The organism is Leclercia sp. M50 (genome assembly GCF_037150775.1).
Taxonomy (GTDB): Bacteria; Pseudomonadota; Gammaproteobacteria; order Enterobacterales; family Enterobacteriaceae; genus Enterobacter.
Genome location: NZ_JBBCPK010000002.1, coordinates 88,619 through 110,365, shown reverse-complemented (window position 1 = coordinate 110,365; position 21,747 = coordinate 88,619). Strand labels below are relative to the sequence as shown.

Below are 21,747 nucleotides of genomic sequence, written 5' to 3'. Positions count from 1 at the left end.
GCCCAGACTGCCCAGCACCACAAACGTATCCAGATAAACGTGCGGATTAAGCCAGGTTACCGCCAGCATGGTGACGATAATTTTCCAGCGCCCCTGCTTCATGACTTCAGCGCTGGCCAGCTCAATATTGCTGCCCAGCGCCGTTTTCAGTGCGCCAAAACCATACCAGAGCAGAAAGGCGACGCCGCCCCAGGTGACCAGCGCCAGCAGCCAGGGAGACTGCATCAGTAGCGCGCTACCGCCAAAAATCCCGGCACAAATCAGTAGCATATCGCTTAGTGCACAGAGCAGCGCGATCATGATGTGATATTGGCGTCGAATACCCTGATTCATGACGAAGGCGTTTTGCGGGCCGAGAGGCAGGATCATCGCCGCGCCAATCATAAGCCCCTGAAAATAAAAAGAGAACATGAACACTAATCTCAAAAATGTGACTTAAGGGCTGACTATACTGCGGGAGAATAATAAGAGGAAATGGATAATATTAATTGGCAATTAGTGAAGCTAATGTAACCCGGTACGCATTGCGCGCACCGGGTTACGATGAAACGTTATTCCGCCGGTTCTTTCACCCGCTTGAAGTTCACGTCCATCTGCGGATATGGGAAGCTGATGCCGTTAGCATCGAAGTCGCGCTTGATGCGCTCCAGTACGTCCCAGTAAACGCTTTGCAGATCGCTACTTTTGCTCCAGATACGGACAACGAAGTTGATAGAGGAGGCGCCCAGCTCGTGAAGGCGAACCGTCATTTCGCGGTCTTTCAGGATACGCTCGTCAGATTCAATGATGTCGGTGATAAGTTTCTTCACCTGCTCGATATCGGAATCATAGCCCACGCCGATCATAAGCTCGTTGCGGCGAACCGGCTCCCGGGAGAAGTTGGTGATATTGCCGTCGATAACCTTTTTGTTCGGCACGATAACGATTTTGCCGTCCGCGGAACGCAGCGTAGTGGAAAAAATCTGCACGTTCAGTACCGTACCTGCGGTGCCACCGAGATCGACATACTCCCCGGAACGGAATGGGCGGAAGGTGACCAGCAGCACACCGGCCGCCAGGTTTGCCAGCGAGCCCTGTAGCGCCAGGCCCACGGCCAGACCAGCGGCACCCAGTACCGCAATCACCGAGGCGGTCTGAACCCCCACACGCCCCATTGCTGCTATCAGGGTAAAAGCAATAATCGCGTAGCGCACCATTGCCGAGAGGAAATCGGCGACGGTAGCGTCAATGTGCCGGGCGAGCATAACGCGGTTAACGCCTCTGGCAACCGTCCGGGCAACGATCATCCCCACCACCACGATGGCAATCGCCGCAGCGATATTTACGGCATAGCTGATAAGCAACGCCTGATTACGCACCAGCCAGGAGCCCGCGTTATTGATGCTATCTACAACACCGAGATCTTCCATTTATCTTTCCTTATGCACATAAAACACAAATCCGCCCCATGCGGAGAGGAGCAAGTGTGTAAAGGGTAAACAAAAAGCCCGCAATATGCCAAGCAGATCACATAAAACAGCCACTATAGCCAGTTGAAAAGACATAAAAAAAGCCCGCGATTAACGCGGGCTTTTGATGCTTGCTGTCAGCAGCTTAAATTACAGAACGTCAACCGCGTTCAGCTCTTTGAACGCCTGCTCCAGACGCGTCACCATAGAGGTCTGGGCTGCACGCAGCCATACGCGTGGATCGTAGTATTTTTTGTTCGGCTGGTCTTCGCCTTTCGGGTTGCCCAGCTGGCCCTGCAGGTAAGCTTCGTTAGTTTTGTAGTACTGCAGAATACCGTCCCAGGTTGCCCATTGGGTGTCGGTATCGATGTTCATTTTGATAACACCGTAGCTAACGGAATCTTTGATTTCCTGAGCAGAAGAACCGGAACCGCCGTGGAAGACGAAGTTCAGGCTGTTGTGCGGCAGGTTGTGTTTCTTGGAAACGTACTCCTGAGAATCACGCAGGATGGTTGGGGTCAGAACCACGTTACCTGGCTTGTACACACCGTGTACGTTACCGAAGGAAGCCGCGATGGTGAAACGTGGGCTGATTTTGCTCAGCTCGGTGTAAGCGTAATCAACGTCTTCTGGCTGAGTGTACAGAGCAGAAGCGTCCATATGGCTGTTGTCCACGCCATCTTCTTCGCCACCGGTGCAACCCAGTTCGATTTCCAGGGTCATGTCCATTTTGGCCATGCGAGCCAGGTATTTGGAGCAGATCTCGATGTTCTCTTCCAGAGACTCTTCAGACAGGTCGATCATGTGAGAAGAGAACAGTGGCTTACCGGTTGCAGCGAAGTGTTTTTCGCCCGCGTCCAGCAGACCGTCGATCCACGGCAGCAGTTTCTTCGCGCAGTGGTCAGTGTGCAGGATTACTGGAACGCCGTAGTGTTCAGCCATCTGGTGAACGTGATGTGCGCCAGAGATTGCGCCCAGGATTGCCGCGCCCTGAGGAACGTCAGTTTTCACGCCTTTACCTGCGATAAACGCAGCACCGCCGTTAGAGAACTGAACGATTACCGGCGCTTTAACTTTTGCTGCAGCTTCCAGTACGGCGTTAATAGAGTCGGTACCGACGCAGTTAACCGCTGGCAGCGCAAAGTTGTTTTCTTTAGCTACCTGGAACACTTTCTGAACGTCATCACCAGTGATCACGCCAGGTTTTACGAAATCAAAAATTTTAGACATGTTGCGAGTCCTGTATCTTCGGCCTTGGAAAGGGGCGAGCTCTTAAAAGCGCGCTGAAAATTGGGCAGGTTTCCCTGCCCTAAAATGGCTTACTTCTTAGCGCGCTCTTCGAGCATGGCTACTGCTGGCAGAACTTTGCCTTCCACGAATTCGAGGAATGCGCCGCCGCCAGTGGAGATGTAGGAGATCTTGTCGGAAATACCGAACAGATCGATGGCTGCCAGGGTGTCACCGCCGCCAGCAATGGAGAATGCGTCGCTGTCTGCAATCGCGTTAGCCACGATTTCAGTACCTTTACGGAAGTTCGGGAATTCGAACACGCCAACCGGACCGTTCCACAGAATGGTTTTTGCATTCTTCAGGATTTCAGCCAGTTTCTCTGCAGAGGCGTCGCCCAGGTCCAGAATCTGCTCTTCATTTTTGATGTCAGAAACAGATTTCAGCTCTGCGGTTGCGGTTTCAGAGAACTCGGTCGCGACGCGAACGTCAGTTGGAACCGGGATATCGCAGGTGCTCAGCAGGCGTTTCGCTTCGTCAACCAGGTCTGCTTCGTACAGGGATTTACCCACGTTGTGGCCCTGGGCAGCAACGAAGGTGTTAGCGATACCGCCGCCAACGATCAGCTGGTCAGCGATTTTGGACAGGGAGTCCAGAACGGTCAGTTTGGTGGAAACTTTAGAACCACCCACGATAGCAACCATCGGACGAGCAGGTTCTTTCAGCGCTTTACCCAGCGCATCCAGCTCAGCGGCCAGCAGAGGACCTGCACAAGCGACGTCGGCGAATTTACCGATACCGTGGGTAGAAGCCTGGGCACGGTGAGCGGTACCGAAGGCGTCCATCACGAATACGTCGCACAGTGCAGCGTATTTTTTGGACAGGGTTTCGTCGTCTTTCTTCTCGCCTTTGTTGAAGCGAACGTTTTCCAGAACAACCAGTTCACCTTCAGCAACTTCAACGCCGTCCAGGTAGTCTTTAACCAGACGTACCGGGCTGGACAGTTTGTCTTTCAGGTAATTAACAACCGGCAGCAGAGAGAATTCTTCGTTGTACTCGCCTTCGGTCGGACGACCCAGGTGGGAGGTTACCATCACTTTTGCGCCCTGCTTCAGTGCCAGTTCGATGGTTGGCAGAGAGGCACGGATACGCGCGTCGCTGGTCACTTTACCCTCTTTAACCGGTACGTTCAGATCCGCACGGATGAAAACGCGTTTACCTGCCAGATCCAGATCGGTCATCTTAATTACAGACATGGTGAATCCTCTCGTTGATTCTTAAAGTTTTGCAGACGCAATACGCGTCTTACCTGAAACCTTGTGCGGCCATGGCTAACGTGGTGTCGAGCATCCTGTTAGCAAAGCCCCATTCGTTATCACACCAGACCAGCGTCTTGATCAGGTGCGCTCCACTCACGCGCGTTTGGGTGCCATCTACAATGGCGCTGTGCGGATCGTGGTTAAAATCTACTGAGACCAACGGTAATTCCGTATAGTCAACTATACCATGAAATGCTTGCTGTGCCGCCTTTTGCAGCAACAGGTTGACCTCACAGGCTTTTACCGGTTTTTTAACGGTAACGCTGAGGTCGATCGCCGTCACGTTGATGGTAGGTACGCGGACCGCGATAGCTTCAAAACGATCTTCAAACTGCGGAAAAATTCGGGTTATACCGGCCGCCAGTTTGGTGTCCACCGGGATAATCGACTGACTCGCCGCGCGAGTGCGTCGCAGGTCCGGGTGGTAAGCGTCAATGACCTGCTGATCGTGCATGGCTGAGTGGATCGTGGTAACCGTACCCGACTCAATGCCGTAGGCATCGTCCAGCAGCTTGATGACCGGAATAATACAGTTGGTAGTACAGGAGGCATTGGAGACAATTCGGTGTTCTGCGTGCAACTCGTGATGGTTGACGCCGTAAACCACCGTGGCATCGAGATCGTTACTGCCAGGATGTGAAAAGAGCACTTTCTTTGCGCCAGCCGCCAGATGGGCTTCGCCGTGTTCGCGGTTGCCGTAGACGCCGGTACAATCGAGAACCACATCGACACCCAGTTCACGCCAGGGTAATGCTTCGATCGTCCGCTCATGAAGCACACGGATCACGTCATCACCGACAAGCAGCTGCTCTCTCTCCTGACGAACGTCCCAGGCAAAGCGTCCATGGCTGGTGTCATATTTCAATAAATGCGCCATGCCTGCGGCATCCGCCAGTTCATTGATGGCCACCACGGTAATTTCCGCCCGGCGTCCGGATTCATATAAAGCACGAACCACGTTACGTCCGATGCGACCGAAACCATTAATCGCTACGCGTACGGTCATAAGTCTCCTGCAAAGCTTTCCCTGACACGAGGTGGCTGACAGAGTAATGCAGCAACGCGCTGAGGGGAATCCTTGCCTGTCACAAACTCCAACTGATTGGTCATTTGTCGAACATTTAATCGACTGAAACGCTTCAGCCAGAATAAGCGAAACACGGAATAAAGGGAATGACTGTCCAGACCAATAAGCCAGCTATATGACACACATCACATTTTAAGTGGAATAATTTACAGAGGTATTACATCTTTGAGGAATAACATGCACAAAAAAGCCGGGTGACGCTTACGCCTGCCCGGCCTGAATATTTGTAGGCCCGGCAAGCTACACGCCGCCGGGCACAACCATGATTACAGCAGTTCTTTCGCTTTCGCGACCACGTTCTCAACGGTGAAGCCGAACTCTTCGAACAGCTGCTCAGCTGGCGCAGACTCACCGAAGGTGGTCATGCCAACGATAGCGCCGTTCAGGCCCACGTATTTGAACCAGTAGTCAGCGATACCCGCTTCGATTGCCACTCGGGCAGAAACGGCTTTCGGCAGTACAGATTCACGGTAAGCCGCGTCCTGCTTGTCGAAGGCATCGGTAGACGGCATGGAGACCACGCGCGCTTTCACGCCTTCGCCTGCCAGCTGATCCCAGGCGGCAACAGCCAGTTCAACTTCAGAACCGGTTGCGATGAAGATCACCTGCGGCTGACCGTCGCAGTCTTTCAGCACGTAACCACCGCGGGCGATGTTCGCCAGCTGCTCTTCGGTACGATCCTGCTGAGCCAGGTTCTGACGGGAGAGGATCAGCGCGGTTGGGCCGTCCTGACGCTCAACGCCATATTTCCACGCTACCGCCGATTCAACCTGGTCACATGGACGCCATGTGGACATGTTCGGGGTCACGCGCAGGGAAGCAACCTGCTCAACCGGCTGGTGGGTCGGGCCATCTTCGCCCAGACCGATAGAGTCGTGGGTGTAGACCATCACCTGACGCTGCTTCATCAGCGCAGCCATACGCACCGCGTTACGGGCATATTCCACGAACATCAGGAAGGTGGAGGTGTATGGCAGGAAACCACCGTGCAGGGAGATACCGTTGGCAATCGCGGTCATACCGAACTCACGAACACCGTAATGGATGTAGTTACCGGCAGTATCTTCGTTGATGGCTTTAGAGCCAGACCAGATAGTCAGGTTTGATGGTGCCAGGTCAGCGGAGCCGCCGAGGAACTCTGGCAGCAGCGGGCCGAAGGCTTCGATCGCATTCTGGGAGGCTTTACGGCTGGCGATTTTAGCCGGGTTAGCCTGCAGCTTAGCGATGAACTCGTTCGCTTTGGCGTCGAAGTCTGCTGGCATGTCACCTTTCATACGACGGGTGAACTCTGCCGCTTCCTGTGGGAAGGCTTTAGCGTAGGCGGCGAATTTCTCGTTCCATGCCGCTTCTTTCGCCTGACCAGCTTCTTTGGCATCCCACTGCGCATAAATTTCAGACGGGATTTCAAACGCAGCGTGTTTCCAGCCCAGCGCTTCACGGGTCAGGGCGATCTCTGCGTCACCCAGCGGTGCGCCGTGGGAGTCGTGCGTACCGGCTTTGTTCGGAGAACCGAAACCGATGATGGTTTTGCACATCAGCAGGGACGGTTTGTCAGTCACTGCGCGCGCTTCTTCTACTGCACGTTTAATCGCTTCAGCATCGTGACCGTCAACGCCACGCACCACGTGCCAGCCGTAGGCTTCGAAACGTGCTGCGGTATCGTCAGTGAACCAGCCTTCAATGTGGCCGTCGATGGAGATGCCGTTGTCGTCATAGAACGCAACCAGTTTGCCCAGTTTCAGGGTGCCTGCCAGGGAGCACACTTCGTGAGAAATGCCTTCCATCATGCAGCCATCACCCAGGAATGCATAGGTGAAGTGGTCGACGATGTCATGACCCGGACGGTTGAACTGCGCCGCCAGCGTCTTCTCGGCAATCGCCATACCCACGGCGTTAGCAATACCCTGACCCAGCGGACCGGTCGTGGTTTCAACACCTGCGGTGTAACCCACTTCCGGGTGACCCGGGGTTTTGGAGTGCAGCTGACGGAAGTTTTTCAGCTCTTCGATTGGCAGATCATAGCCGGTGAGGTGCAGCAGGCTGTAGATCAGCATCGAGCCGTGGCCGTTAGAGAGAACGAAACGGTCGCGGTCAGCCCAGGCAGGGTTCTGTGGGTTGTGGTTCAGGAAATCACGCCACAGGACTTCGGCAATGTCAGCCATACCCATAGGGGCACCCGGGTGACCGGACTTAGCTTTTTGTACAGCATCCATGCTCAGCGCACGAATAGCATTGGCAAGCTCTTTACGTGAGGACATTTTGACTCCAGATCGGATGTTGAAGGCCATGCCCGTTTCGGCTTGACGACAGCGCGTTTTGGGCTACGCCAGAAAAAAGTGCCAACAATGTAACCCAAGCGACAAAGCATGTACATGGACCATTCTTTTGCCGCTTAAGAAATCTCTGGAACAGGCTCGCACGTTGCGCAATCTTCTCGCTCGCCTTCGTTTATATTCTTTATAATTGGAGCTGCACCCTCCTCCGGGGCGGCAAAACTTTCAGAATTTATCAAGTTTAACGAGTACGGAAGCAACATAATGAAAATGCGTGCAGTAGTGCTGGCTCTGGGAACGACCCTTCTTCTTAGCGGGTGTCAGAATATGAATTCTGGTGGCCTGCTGAGCTCCGGAGCAGAGGCGTTTCAGGCCTACTCCCTCACCGATGCCCAGGTGAAAACATTAAGCGATGAGGCCTGTAAAGAGATGGACGGTAAAGCGACCATCGCACCGGCAGACAGCACTTACGCTCAGCGTCTGAATAAGATTGCTTCAGCACTTGGCGACAACATTAACGGCCAGCCGGTGAACTACAAGGTTTACATGGCGAAAGACGTTAACGCCTTTGCGATGGCTAACGGCTGCATCCGCGTCTACAGCGGATTAATGGACATGATGAACGACAATGAAGTCGAAGCGGTTATCGGCCATGAAATGGGCCACGTTGCCCTCGGCCATGTGAAGAAAGGGATGCAGGTTGCCCTCGGCACGAACGCCGTTCGCGTGGCGGCGGCCTCTGCGGGTGGCATTGTAGGTAGCCTTTCCCAGTCGCAGCTCGGCGATCTCGGTGAAAAACTGGTTAACTCCCAGTTCTCTCAGCGTCAGGAATCTGAGGCCGATGACTACTCTTACGATCTGTTGCGCAAACGTGGGATTAACCCGTCAGGTTTAGCCACCAGCTTCGAAAAACTGGCTCAACAGGAAGCGGGCCGTCAAAGCTCCATGTTTGACGACCACCCTGCCTCCGCAGCGCGTGCGCAGCACATCCGCGATCGCATGGCGGCAGACGGGATTAAATAACGCAATAAACAGGCCGGGCAATAGGTCCCGGCCTCTCGCTTACTCGCCTTTTTTCGCTGCCTGGATGTAGAGCATCTCCAGCGCCAGGGTCGCTGCGGCCAGCGCAGTGATCTCGGACTGGTCATAGGCAGGGGCCACTTCAACGACGTCCATACCGACGATGTTCAGATCCTTCAGGCCGCGCACCAGTTTGATGGCGCGGTCTGAGGTCAGGCCGCCAATTACCGGGGTGCCGGTGCCTGGGGCAAAGGCTGGATCCAGGCAGTCGATGTCGAAGGTCAGGTAGACCGGCATATCACCGACGATCTGCTTAACCTGGGCGATGATGTCGTCCACGCCGCGATCGTTCACCTGGCAGGCATCCAGCACGGTGAAACCGTTGTCTTTGTCGAATTCGGTACGGATGCCGATCTGTACGGAGTGGTTCGGATCGATCAGACCTTCCTTCGGCGCGGTGAAGAACATGGTGCCGTGGTCAAATTCACAGCCGTTCGCGTAGGTGTCGGTATGCGCATCGAAATGCACCAGCGCCATCTTACCGAAGTGTTTCGCGTGGGCGCGCAGCAGGGGCAGCGTCACGAAGTGGTCACCACCGAAGGAGAGCATGCGCTTGCCGGCAGCCAGCAGTTTTTCTGCGTGCGCCTGCAGTTTTTCACTCATTTCACGCGCGTCGCCGAAGGCATATACCAGGTCACCGCAGTCCACGACGTTCAGACGCTCGCGCATGTCGAAGTTCCACGGGAAGCGGTTATGCTCCCAGGCGAGGTTGGTGGAAACCTGACGAATGGCCGCCGGGCCATGACGGCCACCGGCACGACCGGATGTCGCCATATCAAATGGTACGCCGGTGATCACCCAGTCCGCATCGCTGTCGTAAGGCTGGAAGTTCATCGGAAGGCGTAGAAAACCAAAGGCATTGGAAACTAACGAGTTGTCGTACTGGTGACCTAAGGTGCTCATGGCAAAAACCTCATATTCGTCGCTATAAAAAAACCCTCCCGCGTCGTTAGCCCGACGAGGAAGGGTTAGATTGGAAAAAGGCAATAAAAAGAATTATCGCCGTTAATCTGCGCAGGTTCAAGTCAGGAAAAACGATCCCCCACCTCACCCCTTATAAGCGACGCAACCGGTCGATCAGCGGACCGGCCTCCTTAATCAGCGTTGCCGTTGACGGCTGGCACAAACACTCCAGCGAAACCGCACCCTGATAGTTGGCCGCTTTTAGCGCCAGATAGATGTCGTCAATCGGCAAATGGCCATACCCCGGAAACGCCCGGTTAGAGTCGGCAAAATGCACATGCCGCAGCCGGGAGCCCAGCAAGGCTATCGCGTCGGTGAAATCGCGATCCTCAATATTGGCATGGAAAATATCCCATAACACGCCGACATTTTCCGGTGCGTCGCAGAAGCTTATAAACGCCATCATATCCGCCGCGCTGTGCAGGTGCGCTATTTCATAGCGATTGAGGGCTTCAAGGACCAGCGTCACGCCGCACCGCTTCGCCTGCTCCACGCACGGCGCCATCGCCTCCGCCAGCGCATGCATATACTCGGTTTTACTCAGCATCCTGTCCGTTGCGCGCAATGAGCCTATGGTGACATGGCTCGCCAGCTGCGCGGCGGCGTCAATATGTTCCGCCAGGCGCTGTTGAGTACGCAAAACCACCGCCCTGTCGCTGGAAAGTAAAGAGAGGCCATCGCGCTTGCGGGCCTGGCCCGTGGCAATAGTCGTACACCCCAGCCGGTAGTCATCCAGCCGCTTTTTCAGCCATGAGACCTCCATGCCTTCATAATCATTGATGCACAGTTCGGCGGCGTCGAAGCCGCTTTGCGCCAGCCACGCCAGCCCCTGCTCAAAGTCCTGTGGGGTAAAAGGCGAAAAAAGCGTTTCATAACGGCAGGTTAGCGTTGCGCTAAAGGTAATCATATCCTTCCCCATCATCTGTGAACCGGTATCGTCGGGTTAGCGCATTGCTCTGCCCAGGATGCGTTCGGCATTACGGGAGAAGCTTTTCGCCGCCTGCTCTACCGTAAGGGTGCCCTGGTCGATATTTTCAATGGTGTTGTGCCAAAGCTCGACAAACTGCGGGTTATCGAAATAGGGCGAGGTGGGGATGTTATGGGGCAGTGCCAGGGAGGCGTTGATCCCGGCTACGGTAATATTGTCCTTTTGAATCACTCCCTCTGCTTCCAGCTGCTGCGCAGCCTTTTTACTCAGCGGCGTGCCGCGCTCCAGCCCCATCGCTTTGACGCCCTGCGGATCGTTCATTAAAAAATCGATCAGCTTCGCCGCCTCCTGTGGATGCTTCGTCGATTTCCCCACGCTGAACATCATTGTCGGCTTGAAGAATAATCCGGCATCTTTCGCCCCCGGCAGCATAAAGAATGGCCCCAGCTCCAGCTTGTTATAGGGCGCGGTCAGGTTGTTTTCATACATCACGGCATTCGTATTCCACATATAGATGCCGCCCCATTTCCCCTGGATCCAGGGCTTCATCTCCCAGGTATTACTTTTGCCGTAAGAGGAGAGTACCCGCATGGAAGGGAAGACGTGGCTGTCGACAAGATCTTTATACAGCTGGAAGAACTCCACCCACTGCTGCGGGGTATAGTTGAACTTGCCCGTTTTCTCATTAATCGCCGGAATCGCGTATTTCTGCACCATCCAGGACTGTACCAGCGTCAACGACTCCATATAGTCGAGTACCAGCGGATATTTCTCTTTGTCTTTTGCCTGAAACGCTTTCCCGGCCGCCATCAGCTCCGGCCAGCTTTGCGGATAGCTGACGCCCATCTCCTGCCATAATTTCTTGTTGTAGTAGAAGCTGCGTGCTGTCACCGCCACCGGAATGCCGTTCAGCTTGCCGTTGACCGTGGTGGTACTCAGGGACTGCGGGTCATATTGCCCGAGGTCGAGCACCGCTTTCTGGCTGTAGAGATCATAAAAGCCGTTGCCGTCCCGGGAAAAAATAGGCAGCCAGTTCCAGTTGGTCTGAATGACATCCGGCTCGTTGCCGCCCGCAATCTGTACGGTCAGGCGCGAGAGGTATCCCTCCCAACCGGCGTATTCGGCCTTCACCTTGATATCAGGGTATTTCTGCTCAAACAGCTTGATGGCGTTCAAGGTCGCCTGGTGGCGGCTGTTTCCTCCCCACCAGGAGATACGGATTTCCGCCGCCTGCGCCGCCGCGAGGCAGGAGCAGGCAAGCAATAATGAGGCGCTCAGGCAAGCGTTACGTTTCTTCATCGTTTGCTCCTTATTAAGCCTTAATGTTTTGCAAAACCTCAGGCGGGATCTCGGCCAGATAGAGCGCCGGTTTACCGTCTTTATCCGTGCTGAACAGCACCGCTTTTTCGTCCGGCGTAAACGAGGGGTGCGGATGCGTCACCTGGCGATCGCCGTCCAGCACCTGCCAGGAGGAGCTGTGACGGGCGATTTTGTAGGCTTGCTTTTTCCGCAAATCAAATAACCACAGGTAGGGATCGCTGGTATCGCCATAGCCGGCGTTATCGGCGATATCAATGGGCACGCCGGAACCGTCGCCTACGGCGAGGGAGCCATCTTCGTTACTCATGACGTGGGAACAGGGGGGCATCGCCATCAGGCGTTCGTCCTGGCCGCTCTGGCCATCAATACGGCATAAATAGCGCACAGGGCTGTTTTTCACATAGGTGACGTACATCAGCGCCGAGCCATCCGGCACCCAGAATTCATGGGTATAGCTCTCCCCGGGAGCGGGCTGTCTGGCTTTACGAATATTGCTGCCATCTTCATCCATCAGCCACATACGGGCATCAACCCGGTCCAAAGGCCCCTCGTGGCAGAAGGCCACGGTGTTGTCATCAAAGGGTCGATAAATCGGATGCCCCAGCCACTGATTCTCCTCCAGCAGCGTGGTTCTCTCCCCTGTATGTAGATCGATGCGGATAACCCGACAGCGCGGCTGCTCGGCCCAGAAGGTCTGGAAGACGGTCCAGTCGCTAATTGGCCGCCAGCTGTCGCGATGGATCTCCACGCCGACAAGCTTATTGCAGGCGCTGTTCGCCACCCAGGTGCCATATCCCACCCACTCTTCCGGCACCTGATAAACGATCTCTTCCTGCAGCGTCGACAGATTTATCCGCATTAAATTGCGTTCGCTTTTAACATAATAGAGCGAAGTTTCATCCGGTGATAAAAAGCCGCCAAAGGTATTATCGCCCGCGCCTTCCGTTAATTGCGTTGCTATACCCGTCGCCAGATCCAGCAGATAATAGTTGCGGTTAACATCGAACTCACCGGCAAAAATTAATTTCCTGCCGCCATCAATAAAACATTTCTGGTAAAAGTAATTACGATGACAAATAACATCAACAGGCGTGAAGCGGGTAACTTTAGCGCCGGTATCCTCATCGATATAGTGTTCAAAATGTAATTGCACCTTCATACCTTTCGCCATGGGAACTCCTCCTGTCAGGGCATAACAATCTGGCCTGCAGATAACACACGTTTTTAGCGCATTCGAGCAGGCTCACACTTTTTTTCTTACGCCAGCAGCGGCGTTTGATCTTTGCGGGGATCGCATCTAGCATGCGTTTTTTATCGCTGCGGAATGCGTTTAATGAATACAACGACGCCTTACCTGTTAATGGAATTTAATTCACCTGAAATATGGCGCTGGGCTTTTATTGAAAAAGCGGTACGACTGGCCACAGGCTATGGTTTTCAGGGCATTATTATTCACCAGCAGTCATTATTAGCGCGTCTGGCTCCGCCTTCACCGCATTGTAAAGGCGCCGATTTAATTAATCTCACCATCGCCCAGGAAAATGCCATTATTTATTTACGTAAAGTGGGCGACTATGTTCAACGTCATAATTTGCAGCTTTGGTTACAGGGAGAAGCCACCCCTAATAGTCAGGAATTAAAAGCAAAATTCCCGGAGTTTTTTCTTTCTGAAAATAACGAATCCCACTTTATTCACGCTTTTTTTCAGAACGTCATTCCGCACATTCTCGCCGCGTTGCCCACCGTTCGCGGTCTGCGCCTGTCGTTATCCACGCCCGACGTCAGCACCGAAAACTGGATTAGCGCATTAAAGGCGTTATATAAGGGCATCCGGCAACTGGGACGCCAGCTTATTTTACGCGATTACCAGGACAAAACCTGGCCCCGGCATATGCTGCGGGAAGCGCTGGAGGCCCTGCCCGGCGACGTTCGCGCCTCGGTTAAAGCAACCGAGCTCGATTACCGTCCCGGCTTTGCCGGTAATCCCAATCTGCTCAACATTCGCCATAACCAGAAATGGCTGGAACTGGATCTCTGGGGGCTGGAATATGGCTGGACGCTGCTGCCCTGTTATCTGCTTGACGAAATCCAGCAGCGCCTTAGCTGGCTTAATCAGCTCGACAGTACGCCAGAGGCCATCACCGTCCGCGTCGACTGGGAGTGGCTGCCCGACCTGACGCTGGAAGATTCCGTTAACGAGCTTAATTTGTCCGGCCTCTCCCGGCTGATCCACGAGCCAGAGATCGCCCCCCGTCAACTGATCGCTCCCTGGCTACAGCAACGCGCCCGCGCCCCTCTCTCCTTGCCGAACCTTAACGCCATCAGCGAAATTCTCGTCGCCAGCCACGAATGGAGCTGTAAAACGCCTACCCTACTGGGGCGCGTGCTGCAATCCCACAGCCGCCCCCCGGAAGATTTAGACCAGACCCTGCATCTTCTTCATCTTGATACCCGCGGCGCCAGCTGGACCCAGTCTTTTCAACCGCTGATGCCGAGCGACGATCCGGAGCTGGGCCACCAGCAGCGTCAGCTTATCGAGCTTGAGGACCAGCGTAGCCGCTTCCTGGCCGACTATATGTACAGCCGGGCATCTAATCTCCTGCCTGATAGCATGCTCACCGACGAAGCCCGGCATATCCTCCTTTCCGGGGTAACCCGGGCGGTGAAATATAGCCATATCTACAGCGCGTTCACCCGGGCGCTGACGCTAAAACTGTGGCTGCGCAAATATGGCGAGCAAGCGGATGTCAGGGCGGAATTCACCGCGGCGCTGGCGCACTTTACTCATCAGAATCGCGAGCTTGAAACGTGGCTGCTTCAGCACGGCTCACAACATCCCTTCTCCTTCGCCACACTGCTCAATCCGCCACGCATCGCGGCGTTGATAGCAAGCCTGGCTCACGACTAAGCGATAGTGAAAGCATGGTGGCACAGGGGCGGGAAGTAAATCCGTCAGGCAAAAGGAAAAGAGCGGTTAGCGCAATGAGCGGTAGAAAAAGCGAGGCCGATCACGACCTGGGGAAATTTCAGGTGATCTAACTCACATTTGAGCGGCAGGATATTGTGATCGCCATCGACTGGCTGGAGCAGGAAAAGCCCGGCGACGCAAACGTCGCCGGGCACCGTCATTACTCGTCTTCCAGATATGTGTAACCGTACAGACCGGCTTCAAACTCTTCCAGGAACTGTTTCTGCAACGTATCGTCCAGGTCGGTCTTTTTCACCTGATCGCGGAACTGGGTCAGCAGTTTGTTCGGATCGAGCTGCACGTACTGCAACATGTCCGCCACGGTGTCGCCCTCGTCAGAGAGCTCCACTTCCACATTGCCGTCAGGGAAGACAAACACGTCAACCGCTTCGGTGTCCCCGAACAGGTTGTGCATGTTGCCCAGGATCTCCTGATAGGCCCCGACCATAAAGAAGCCCAGCATAGGTGGGTTCTCCGGATCGTACTCCGGCATTGGCATGGTGGTAGCGATACCGTCACCGTCAATGTAGTGATCGATCGCGCCGTCGGAGTCACAGGTGATATCCAGCAGCACCGCGCGGCGCTCAGGCACCTGGTTCAGCCCTTCCAGCGGCAGGACCGGGAACAGCTGATCGATACCCCACGCATCCGGCATCGACTGGAACAGCGAGAAGTTGACGTACATTTTGTCCGCCATACGCTCCTGCAACTCGTCGATGATCGGACGGTGCGCACGGTTGCTCGGGTCGAGCTGTTTCTGCACTTCGTGGCACATGTTCAGATAGAGCTGCTCTGCCCAGGCGCGCTCCTGCAGACTGAACGTACCGGATGAATAGCCGATATGAATATCGTGCAGGTCCATCTGGCTGTCGTGCAGCCACTCGCGCAGGGAACGGCGGGTGCCCGGCTCGTGCATCTCCTGCCAGGTTTCCCACATACTCTGCAGGGCGCGTGGCGCGTCGTCAGCAGGCGGTGTGGCTTCGGTGTATTCGTTGCGCTCAACGCCAATAATGTTGGAGACCAGCACCGTATGGTGCGCGGTCACCGCACGCCCGGACTCGGTGATCACCGTCGGGTGCGGCAGGCCGTGCTCTTCGCAGGCATCGCCGATTGCCCAGATGATGTTGTTCGCATATTCGTTCAGGCCGTAGTTCACGGAGCAGTCAGACTTGGAGCGAGTACCCTCGTAGTCCACGCCCAGGCCGCCGCCCACGTCGAAGCACTGGATATTCACGCCCAGCTTATGCAGCTCGACGTAGAAACGGGCCGACTCGCGCACGCCGGTGGCGATATCGCGGATGTTGGCCATCTGGGAACCGAGGTGGAAGTGCAGCAGTTGGATGCTGTCCAGACGACCACGCTCGCGCATGATCTCCACCAGCTGCAGAACCTGGTTCGCCGCAAGGCCGAATTTGGATTTTTCACCGCCGGAGGACTGCCACTTGCCGGAGCCCTGGGAGGCCAGACGTGCACGTACACCCAGGCGCGGCACCACGTTCAGACGCTCGGCCTCTTCCAGCACAATGTTAATCTCAGACATCTTCTCGATGACCAGATAGACCTTGTGGCCCATCTTCTCACCGATCAGCGCCAGACGAATGTATTCACGGTCTTTATAACCGTTACAGACGATCACCGAGCGGGTCATGCCGGCATGGGCCAGCACCGCCATCAGTTCCGCTTTGGAACCGGCTTCCAGACCCAGCGGTTCGCCGGAGTGGATCAGGGATTCAATAACGCGACGATGCTGGTTTACCTTGATCGGATAAACCAGGAAGTAGTCGCCGTTATAGCCGTAGGATTCACGCGCGCGCTTAAAGGCGGCGTTAATGGAGCGCAGACGGTGTTGCAGGATCTGCGGGAAGCAGAACAGAGCGGGCAGACGCTGGCCCTGCGCTTCGCGTGCTTTTACCAGTTTGGCGAGATCGACGCGCGCTTCCGGTACGTCAGGATCCGGGCAAACGCTGATGTGGCCCAGCTCGTTGACGTCGTAGTAGTTGTTACCCCACCACGCAATATTGTATGTGCGCAGCATCTTGCTGGCTTCCTGGGAGCTCATCGCAACCTCCTGCATAGAACGTAGTACACCCTGTTCGCCCGCTGACGAAGGCGAAAACGAAGACATGTCGTCAGACATAGCGAACCTCAACTCTTACTATTAAGTGTAAAACAGTTGACTACTATCGCAGCGTCAATCTGCGATAACAACCCATTATCCGACCGGTTTTCCAGCACAGAATGCTGAAAGCCGGGCCGTGCGACCGGTTTCTTATTCATATCATTGTAAAACACGTATCCGAACTCTGTATGACAAGGTTCGGCGAAACCACGAGAAAACTCTTGTATTAACAAGAGCGCCCTTGTTCAGTCTTCACAAAGCGTCGTGCCTGCCCGGGAATCCTGAGAAGCGCCGAGATGGGTATAACATCGGCAGGTTTGCAGATTAGAAATGCGAATGGCGGGGTACATGTTCCGGCCTGAAAGGCAGAACTGAATTAGCGGAAAACGACGGTTCATTATCTCGTATCACCTCCACGCAAGCCCGATGAAGCTCGCGACAAGTTAAAGCTAAAAGTTCACTGCTTTACCCGGCTGGAAGTGGCGACACGAAGAAACGTCGTGTGCTTTTTTGTATGAGCCGCGCGCCGCGTTTTATACCGACAAGACGCGGAAAATGCAAAATATAAATGCAGGCATTGACGCACCGTCAGCAAAAATTTCCAGCAGGGTTTTCAGGGGCGTGTGGATACATTCAAAAAAAGCTGGAAATCGGGCGAAGAAGTGACCTAAAATAGCCATCCAGATGTTAATCCATCCATACCGATTAACACTCAGACTGCCAGTGTCACCATCTGCAAGTCCTGGTGGAAAAACCTGCCACGGCTATCCCACACGACAGTTTGAGCTAAACAAATTCTCCTTAGGTAAATTAAAACATGGCAAAACACCTGTTTACGTCCGAGTCTGTATCAGAAGGACATCCTGATAAAATTGCTGACCAAATTTCCGATGCCGTGCTGGATGCGATCCTCGAGCAGGATCCAAAGGCGCGCGTAGCGTGTGAAACCTATGTCAAAACCGGCATGGTGATGGTAGGCGGTGAAATCACGACCAGTGCATGGGTTGATATCGAAGAGATCACCCGTAACACCGTACGTGAAATCGGCTATGTGCATTCTGATATGGGCTTTGATGCCAACTCTTGCGCCGTCCTGAGCGCCATTGGCAAACAGTCCCCTGACATCAACCAGGGCGTTGACCGTGCCGATCCGCTGGAACAGGGTGCAGGCGACCAGGGCCTGATGTTTGGCTACGCTACCAACGAAACCGACGTGCTGATGCCAGCGCCAATCACCTATGCGCACCGTCTGGTGCAGCGTCAGGCTGAAGTGCGTAAAAACGGCACCCTGCCGTGGCTGCGTCCGGATGCGAAAAGCCAGGTCACCTTCCAGTACGACGACGGCAAAATTGTCGGCATTGACGCGGTGGTTCTCTCTACTCAGCACGCTGAAGATATCGAGCAGAAATCCCTGCAGGAAGCGGTGATGGAAGAGATCATCAAGCCGGTTCTGCCAACCGAATGGCTGAATAGTTCCACCAAATACTTCATTAACCCAACGGGCCGCTTTGTTATCGGTGGACCAATGGGCGATTGCGGCCTGACCGGACGTAAGATCATCGTTGATACTTACGGCGGCATGGCGCGTCACGGTGGCGGCGCATTCTCCGGTAAGGATCCGTCTAAAGTTGACCGTTCCGCAGCCTACGCAGCACGTTATGTTGCCAAGAACATCGTGGCTGCTGGCCTGGCAGACCGCTGTGAGATCCAGGTCTCCTACGCTATCGGCGTGGCGGAACCGACCTCCATCATGGTTGAAACCTTCGGTACTGAAAAAGTGCCTTCAGAACAGCTGACCCTGCTGGTACGCGAGTTCTTCGACCTGCGTCCATATGGTCTGATTCAGATGCTGGATCTGCTGCACCCAATCTACAAAGAAACCGCTGCATACGGTCACTTTGGTCGCGAACATTTCCCATGGGAAAAAACCGACAAAGCCGCTCTGCTGCGTGAAGCTGCCGGTCTGAAATAATCGACTGACCGCTTACTGAAAAAGCCAGCCTCGTGCTGGCTTTTTGTTTTTTATCCCCCTGAATGCCCCGCCTGAAATCGCTTACATCGCGATAAAAACGCAGCCCTTTCGGAATACTCTCTTTGTCTGTCCCGCCCCTCTCACATACTTTTACAGCATCCCATTCAAAACTTTACATTCATAAAACAAAAAACCAACTGGAGGGCTTCATGCCTGATAATAAAAAACAGGGGCGGACGTCCAACAAGACGATGACATTCTTCGTCTGCTTCCTCGCAGCACTGGCAGGTTTACTTTTCGGCCTCGATATCGGCGTGATTGCCGGCGCCCTGCCGTTCATTACTGACGAATTCCAGATCGATTCCCATACCCAGGAGTGGGTGGTCAGCTCGATGATGTTCGGGGCTGCGGTTGGGGCAGTTGGCAGCGGCTGGCTCTCCTTCAAACTCGGGCGTAAAAAGAGCCTGATGATTGGTGCGATTCTGTTTGTCGCCGGTTCGCTCTTCTCTGCCGCGGCGCCTAACGTGGAAGTGCTGATTGCTTCGCGTGTGCTACTGGGTCTGGCGGTGGGTGTGGCCTCTTATACCGCGCCGCTGTATCTGTCTGAGATTGCACCGGAGAAAATCCGCGGCAGCATGATCTCCATGTATCAGCTGATGATCACTATCGGTATTCTTGGCGCCTATCTTTCTGACACCGCCTTCAGCTACAGCGGCGCATGGCGCTGGATGCTGGGCGTGATCATTATCCCGGCGGTGCTGCTGCTGATTGGCGTCTTCTTCCTGCCTGACAGCCCACGCTGGTTTGCGGCCAAGCGGCGCTTTAACGATGCGGAGCGCGTCCTGCTGCGCCTGCGCGATACCAGCGCGGAAGCGAAGCGTGAGCTGGAAGAGATCCGCGAAAGCCTGCAGGTCAAACAGAGCGGCTGGGCGCTGTTTAAAGAGAACAGCAATTTCCGTCGGGCGGTGTTCCTTGGCGTGCTGCTGCAGATCATGCAGCAGTTCACCGGAATGAACGTCATTATGTATTACGCGCCGAAAATCTTTGAGCTGGCGGGTTACAGCAACACCACTCAGCAGATGTGGGGCACCGTGATTGTCGGCCTGACTAACGTGCTGGCGACCTTTATCGCCATCGGTCTGGTGGATCGCTGGGGTCGTAAACCGACGCTGACGCTGGGCTTCCTGGTGATGGCCGCCGGTATGGGTGTGCTGGGTACAATGCTGCATGTGGGTATTGACTCCACCGCGATGCAGTACGTAGCCGTCGGGATGCTGCTGATGTTTATCGTTGGTTTTGCGATGAGCGCGGGTCCGCTGATCTGGGTACTCTGTTCTGAGATCCAGCCGCTGAAAGGCCGCGACTTCGGTATTACCTGCTCCACCGCCACCAACTGGATCGCCAACATGATTGTCGGCGCAACCTTCCTGACCATGCTCGATACGCTGGGTAATGCCAACACCTTCTGGGTGTACGGCGGTCTGAACCTGCTGTTTATCGTGCTGACGCTGTGGCTGGTTCCTGAAACGAAACATGTTTCGCTGGAACATATTGAACGCAACCTGATGAAAGGTCGTCCACTGCGCGAAATTGGCTCCCACGACTGATCCGTCCGGCTTCCTCCCCTGCGGAGGAAGCCGCTTGCACCGCCTCGCCGCAGGCTCTATGCTCTGCTCCTATGAAAACACCCCGTCTCCCTATTGCGCTTCAGCAAGCCGCTATGCGCAGCCTGCGCGATAAACTGGCCCAGGCCAATCTGAAACTCGACCGGAACTACCCTGAACCTAAGCTGGTGTGGCAGCAGCGCGGCACCGCAGCAGGCACCGCCTGGCTGGATGCCTACGAGATCCGCCTTAACCCTGTTTTAATGCTGGAAAACCAGCAGGCGTTTATTGACGAGGTGGTGCCGCATGAACTGGCGCATCTGCTGGTTTGGAAGCACTTTGGCCGCGTGGCGCCGCACGGCAAAGAGTGGAAATGGATGATGGAAGCGGTGCTGGGCGTACCGGCTCGCCGAACCCACCAGTTCGAGCTTGATTCCGTTCGGCGCAATACGTTCCCCTATCGCTGCCCCTGTCAGCAGCACCAGCTTACGGTGCGTCGCCATAACCGGGTGGTGCGCGGTGAAGCCACCTACCGCTGCGTCAAGTGCGGTGAACCCCTTATCGCTGAGTAACCGGCAGAACAATCAGGAACATTCATGATCTGCCTGATTGCATACAGGAACAACTTTCGTTACGTTGCGGGCTCGTTTTGACACGGAGTTCACGATGTCCCGTAATTTCTCTCTCGCGGTCGCGTTTCTGACGACGGCGTTCTCAGGCCATGCGCTGGCCGAAGGTATCCACAGTTTCTCCCAGGCAAAAGCCGCAGGCGTAAAGGTTAATGCCGACGTGCCGGGCGATTTTTACTGCGGCTGTAAAATTAACTGGCAGGGCAAAAAAGGGGTCGTGGATCTGCAGTCCTGCGGCTACAAAGTGCGTAAAAATGAGAACCGTGCCAGCCGCATTGAATGGGAACATGTGGTCCCGGCCTGGCAGTTCGGCCACCAGCGTCAGTGCTGGCAGGATGGCGGACGTAAAAACTGCGCCAAAGACCCGATCTATCGCCAGATAGAGAGCGATATGCATAACCTGCAACCCGCCGTGGGCGAGGTAAATGGCGATCGCGGCAACTTTATGTACAGCCAGTGGAACGGCGGCGAAGGCCAGTATGGCCAGTGCGCCATGAAGGTCGATTTCAAGGAGAAACTTGCCGAGCCGCCTGCCCGCGCCCGCGGCAGCATCGCACGCATCTACTTCTACATGCGCGACAGGTATCACCTCAACCTCTCCCGCCAGCAGACCCAGCTCTTCAACGCCTGGGATAAACTCTATCCGGTCACGGCCTGGGAGTGCATACGAGACGAGCGCATCGCCAAAGTGCAGGGGAATCACAACCCTTACGTCCAGCGCGCTTGCCAGGCGCAAAAGAGCTAACCTACACTAGCGGCAACTGTTTCTTAGCGTCCCCCTCTCCCCTGTGCGATGAGGGGGACTCAGCT

The 21,747-nt window shown here is 55.0% G+C and carries 20 protein-coding genes; 6 read left to right on the top strand and 14 right to left on the bottom strand.

Going from position 1 to position 21,747, the window contains the following annotated elements; genetic code table 11:
* The 6 genes from WFM46_RS00990 to tkt all read right to left on the bottom strand — a co-directional run.
* Positions 1–411: LysE family transporter (locus tag WFM46_RS00990; protein ID WP_336996910.1), on the bottom strand; the 411-nt coding region annotated here is incomplete at its 3' end.
* A 140-nt stretch (positions 412–551) separates the two neighbouring features.
* The gene (mscS, locus tag WFM46_RS00985; RefSeq protein WP_156655198.1) at positions 552–1,409 is read right to left on the bottom strand and encodes a small-conductance mechanosensitive channel MscS; all 858 of its coding nucleotides are present in this window, start codon (positions 1,407–1,409) and stop codon (positions 552–554) included.
* A gap of 189 nt (positions 1,410–1,598) precedes the next feature.
* On the bottom strand, positions 1,599–2,678 hold the full coding sequence (gene fbaA / locus WFM46_RS00980) for a class II fructose-bisphosphate aldolase (RefSeq protein WP_039029814.1): 1,080 nt from the start codon (positions 2,676–2,678) through the stop codon (positions 1,599–1,601).
* An 89-nt stretch (positions 2,679–2,767) separates the two neighbouring features.
* Complete coding sequence (gene pgk / locus WFM46_RS00975; RefSeq protein ID WP_103176895.1) at positions 2,768–3,931, bottom strand: phosphoglycerate kinase; 1,164 nt, start codon at positions 3,929–3,931, stop codon at positions 2,768–2,770.
* Between the two features lie 49 nt (positions 3,932–3,980).
* Positions 3,981–5,000: an erythrose-4-phosphate dehydrogenase gene (epd, locus tag WFM46_RS00970; RefSeq protein WP_103822790.1), complete on the bottom strand. Its 1,020-nt coding sequence runs from the start codon at positions 4,998–5,000 to the stop codon at positions 3,981–3,983.
* Positions 5,001–5,347: 347 nt separating this feature from the next.
* On the bottom strand, positions 5,348–7,339 hold the full coding sequence (gene tkt, locus WFM46_RS00965; protein WP_103176897.1) for a transketolase: 1,992 nt from the start codon (positions 7,337–7,339) through the stop codon (positions 5,348–5,350).
* A 279-nt stretch (positions 7,340–7,618) separates the two neighbouring features.
* Between tkt and WFM46_RS00960 the strand changes: the two genes are divergently transcribed.
* Positions 7,619–8,377 carry a M48 family metallopeptidase gene (locus tag WFM46_RS00960; protein ID WP_103176898.1) on the top strand — a complete coding sequence of 253 codons (759 nt, stop codon included), beginning with the start codon at positions 7,619–7,621 and terminating at the stop codon, positions 8,375–8,377.
* 39 nt (positions 8,378–8,416) lie between these two features.
* Here the strand turns inward: WFM46_RS00960 and speB are convergent, their stop codons facing one another.
* The 4 genes from speB to WFM46_RS00940 all read right to left on the bottom strand — a co-directional run bounded on the left by speB (position 8,417) and on the right by WFM46_RS00940 (position 12,816).
* Positions 8,417–9,337 carry an agmatinase gene (speB, locus tag WFM46_RS00955; protein WP_058608614.1) on the bottom strand — a complete coding sequence of 307 codons (921 nt, stop codon included), beginning with the start codon at positions 9,335–9,337 and terminating at the stop codon, positions 8,417–8,419.
* Positions 9,338–9,488: 151 nt separating this feature from the next.
* The gene (locus WFM46_RS00950) at positions 9,489–10,304 is read right to left on the bottom strand and encodes a sugar phosphate isomerase/epimerase family protein (RefSeq protein ID WP_336996909.1); all 816 of its coding nucleotides are present in this window, start codon (positions 10,302–10,304) and stop codon (positions 9,489–9,491) included.
* A 36-nt stretch (positions 10,305–10,340) separates the two neighbouring features.
* On the bottom strand, positions 10,341–11,624 hold the full coding sequence (locus WFM46_RS00945; protein ID WP_103176912.1) for an ABC transporter substrate-binding protein: 1,284 nt from the start codon (positions 11,622–11,624) through the stop codon (positions 10,341–10,343).
* Between the two features lie 13 nt (positions 11,625–11,637).
* Positions 11,638–12,816, bottom strand: coding sequence for an oligogalacturonate lyase family protein (locus tag WFM46_RS00940; protein WP_336996908.1), 1,179 nt, complete (start codon positions 12,814–12,816; stop codon positions 11,638–11,640).
* A 162-nt stretch (positions 12,817–12,978) separates the two neighbouring features.
* Between WFM46_RS00940 and WFM46_RS00935 the strand changes: the two genes are divergently transcribed.
* A complete protein-coding gene (locus WFM46_RS00935) occupies positions 12,979–14,553 on the top strand; it encodes a hypothetical protein (RefSeq protein WP_336996907.1) in 1,575 nt (524 codons plus the stop codon).
* 44 nt (positions 14,554–14,597) lie between these two features.
* Here the strand turns inward: WFM46_RS00935 and WFM46_RS00930 are convergent, their stop codons facing one another.
* The 4 genes from WFM46_RS00930 to WFM46_RS00915 all read right to left on the bottom strand — a co-directional run bounded on the left by WFM46_RS00930 (position 14,598) and on the right by WFM46_RS00915 (position 17,130).
* On the bottom strand, positions 14,598–14,774 hold the full coding sequence (locus WFM46_RS00930; RefSeq protein WP_336996906.1) for a hypothetical protein: 177 nt from the start codon (positions 14,772–14,774) through the stop codon (positions 14,598–14,600).
* Positions 14,774–16,750, bottom strand: coding sequence for a biosynthetic arginine decarboxylase (speA, locus tag WFM46_RS00925; RefSeq protein ID WP_103830403.1), 1,977 nt, complete (start codon positions 16,748–16,750; stop codon positions 14,774–14,776). The genes WFM46_RS00930 and speA overlap by 1 nt, the downstream gene beginning before the upstream one ends.
* Positions 16,751–16,758: 8 nt before the next feature.
* Complete coding sequence (gene yqgB / locus WFM46_RS00920; RefSeq protein WP_139156299.1) at positions 16,759–16,890, bottom strand: acid stress response protein YqgB; 132 nt, start codon at positions 16,888–16,890, stop codon at positions 16,759–16,761.
* An 87-nt stretch (positions 16,891–16,977) separates the two neighbouring features.
* Positions 16,978–17,130, bottom strand: coding sequence for a hypothetical protein (locus tag WFM46_RS00915; RefSeq protein WP_418936642.1), 153 nt, complete (start codon positions 17,128–17,130; stop codon positions 16,978–16,980).
* Positions 17,131–17,549: 419 nt separating this feature from the next.
* On the opposite strand from WFM46_RS00915, the gene metK reads away from it, so the two are divergent.
* The 4 genes from metK to endA all read left to right on the top strand — a co-directional run bounded on the left by metK (position 17,550) and on the right by endA (position 21,682).
* A complete protein-coding gene (gene metK / locus WFM46_RS00910; protein WP_103176917.1) occupies positions 17,550–18,704 on the top strand; it encodes a methionine adenosyltransferase in 1,155 nt (384 codons plus the stop codon).
* Between the two features lie 209 nt (positions 18,705–18,913).
* Positions 18,914–20,311, top strand: a complete 1,398-nt coding sequence (locus tag WFM46_RS00905) for a sugar porter family MFS transporter (RefSeq protein ID WP_103176918.1) — start codon at positions 18,914–18,916, stop codon at positions 20,309–20,311.
* A gap of 71 nt (positions 20,312–20,382) precedes the next feature.
* Positions 20,383–20,880: a SprT family zinc-dependent metalloprotease gene (locus WFM46_RS00900; RefSeq protein ID WP_103822812.1), complete on the top strand. Its 498-nt coding sequence runs from the start codon at positions 20,383–20,385 to the stop codon at positions 20,878–20,880.
* 94 nt (positions 20,881–20,974) lie between these two features.
* Complete coding sequence (gene endA, locus WFM46_RS00895) at positions 20,975–21,682, top strand: deoxyribonuclease I (protein WP_103176920.1); 708 nt, start codon at positions 20,975–20,977, stop codon at positions 21,680–21,682.
* Positions 21,683–21,747 lie beyond the last annotated feature (65 nt).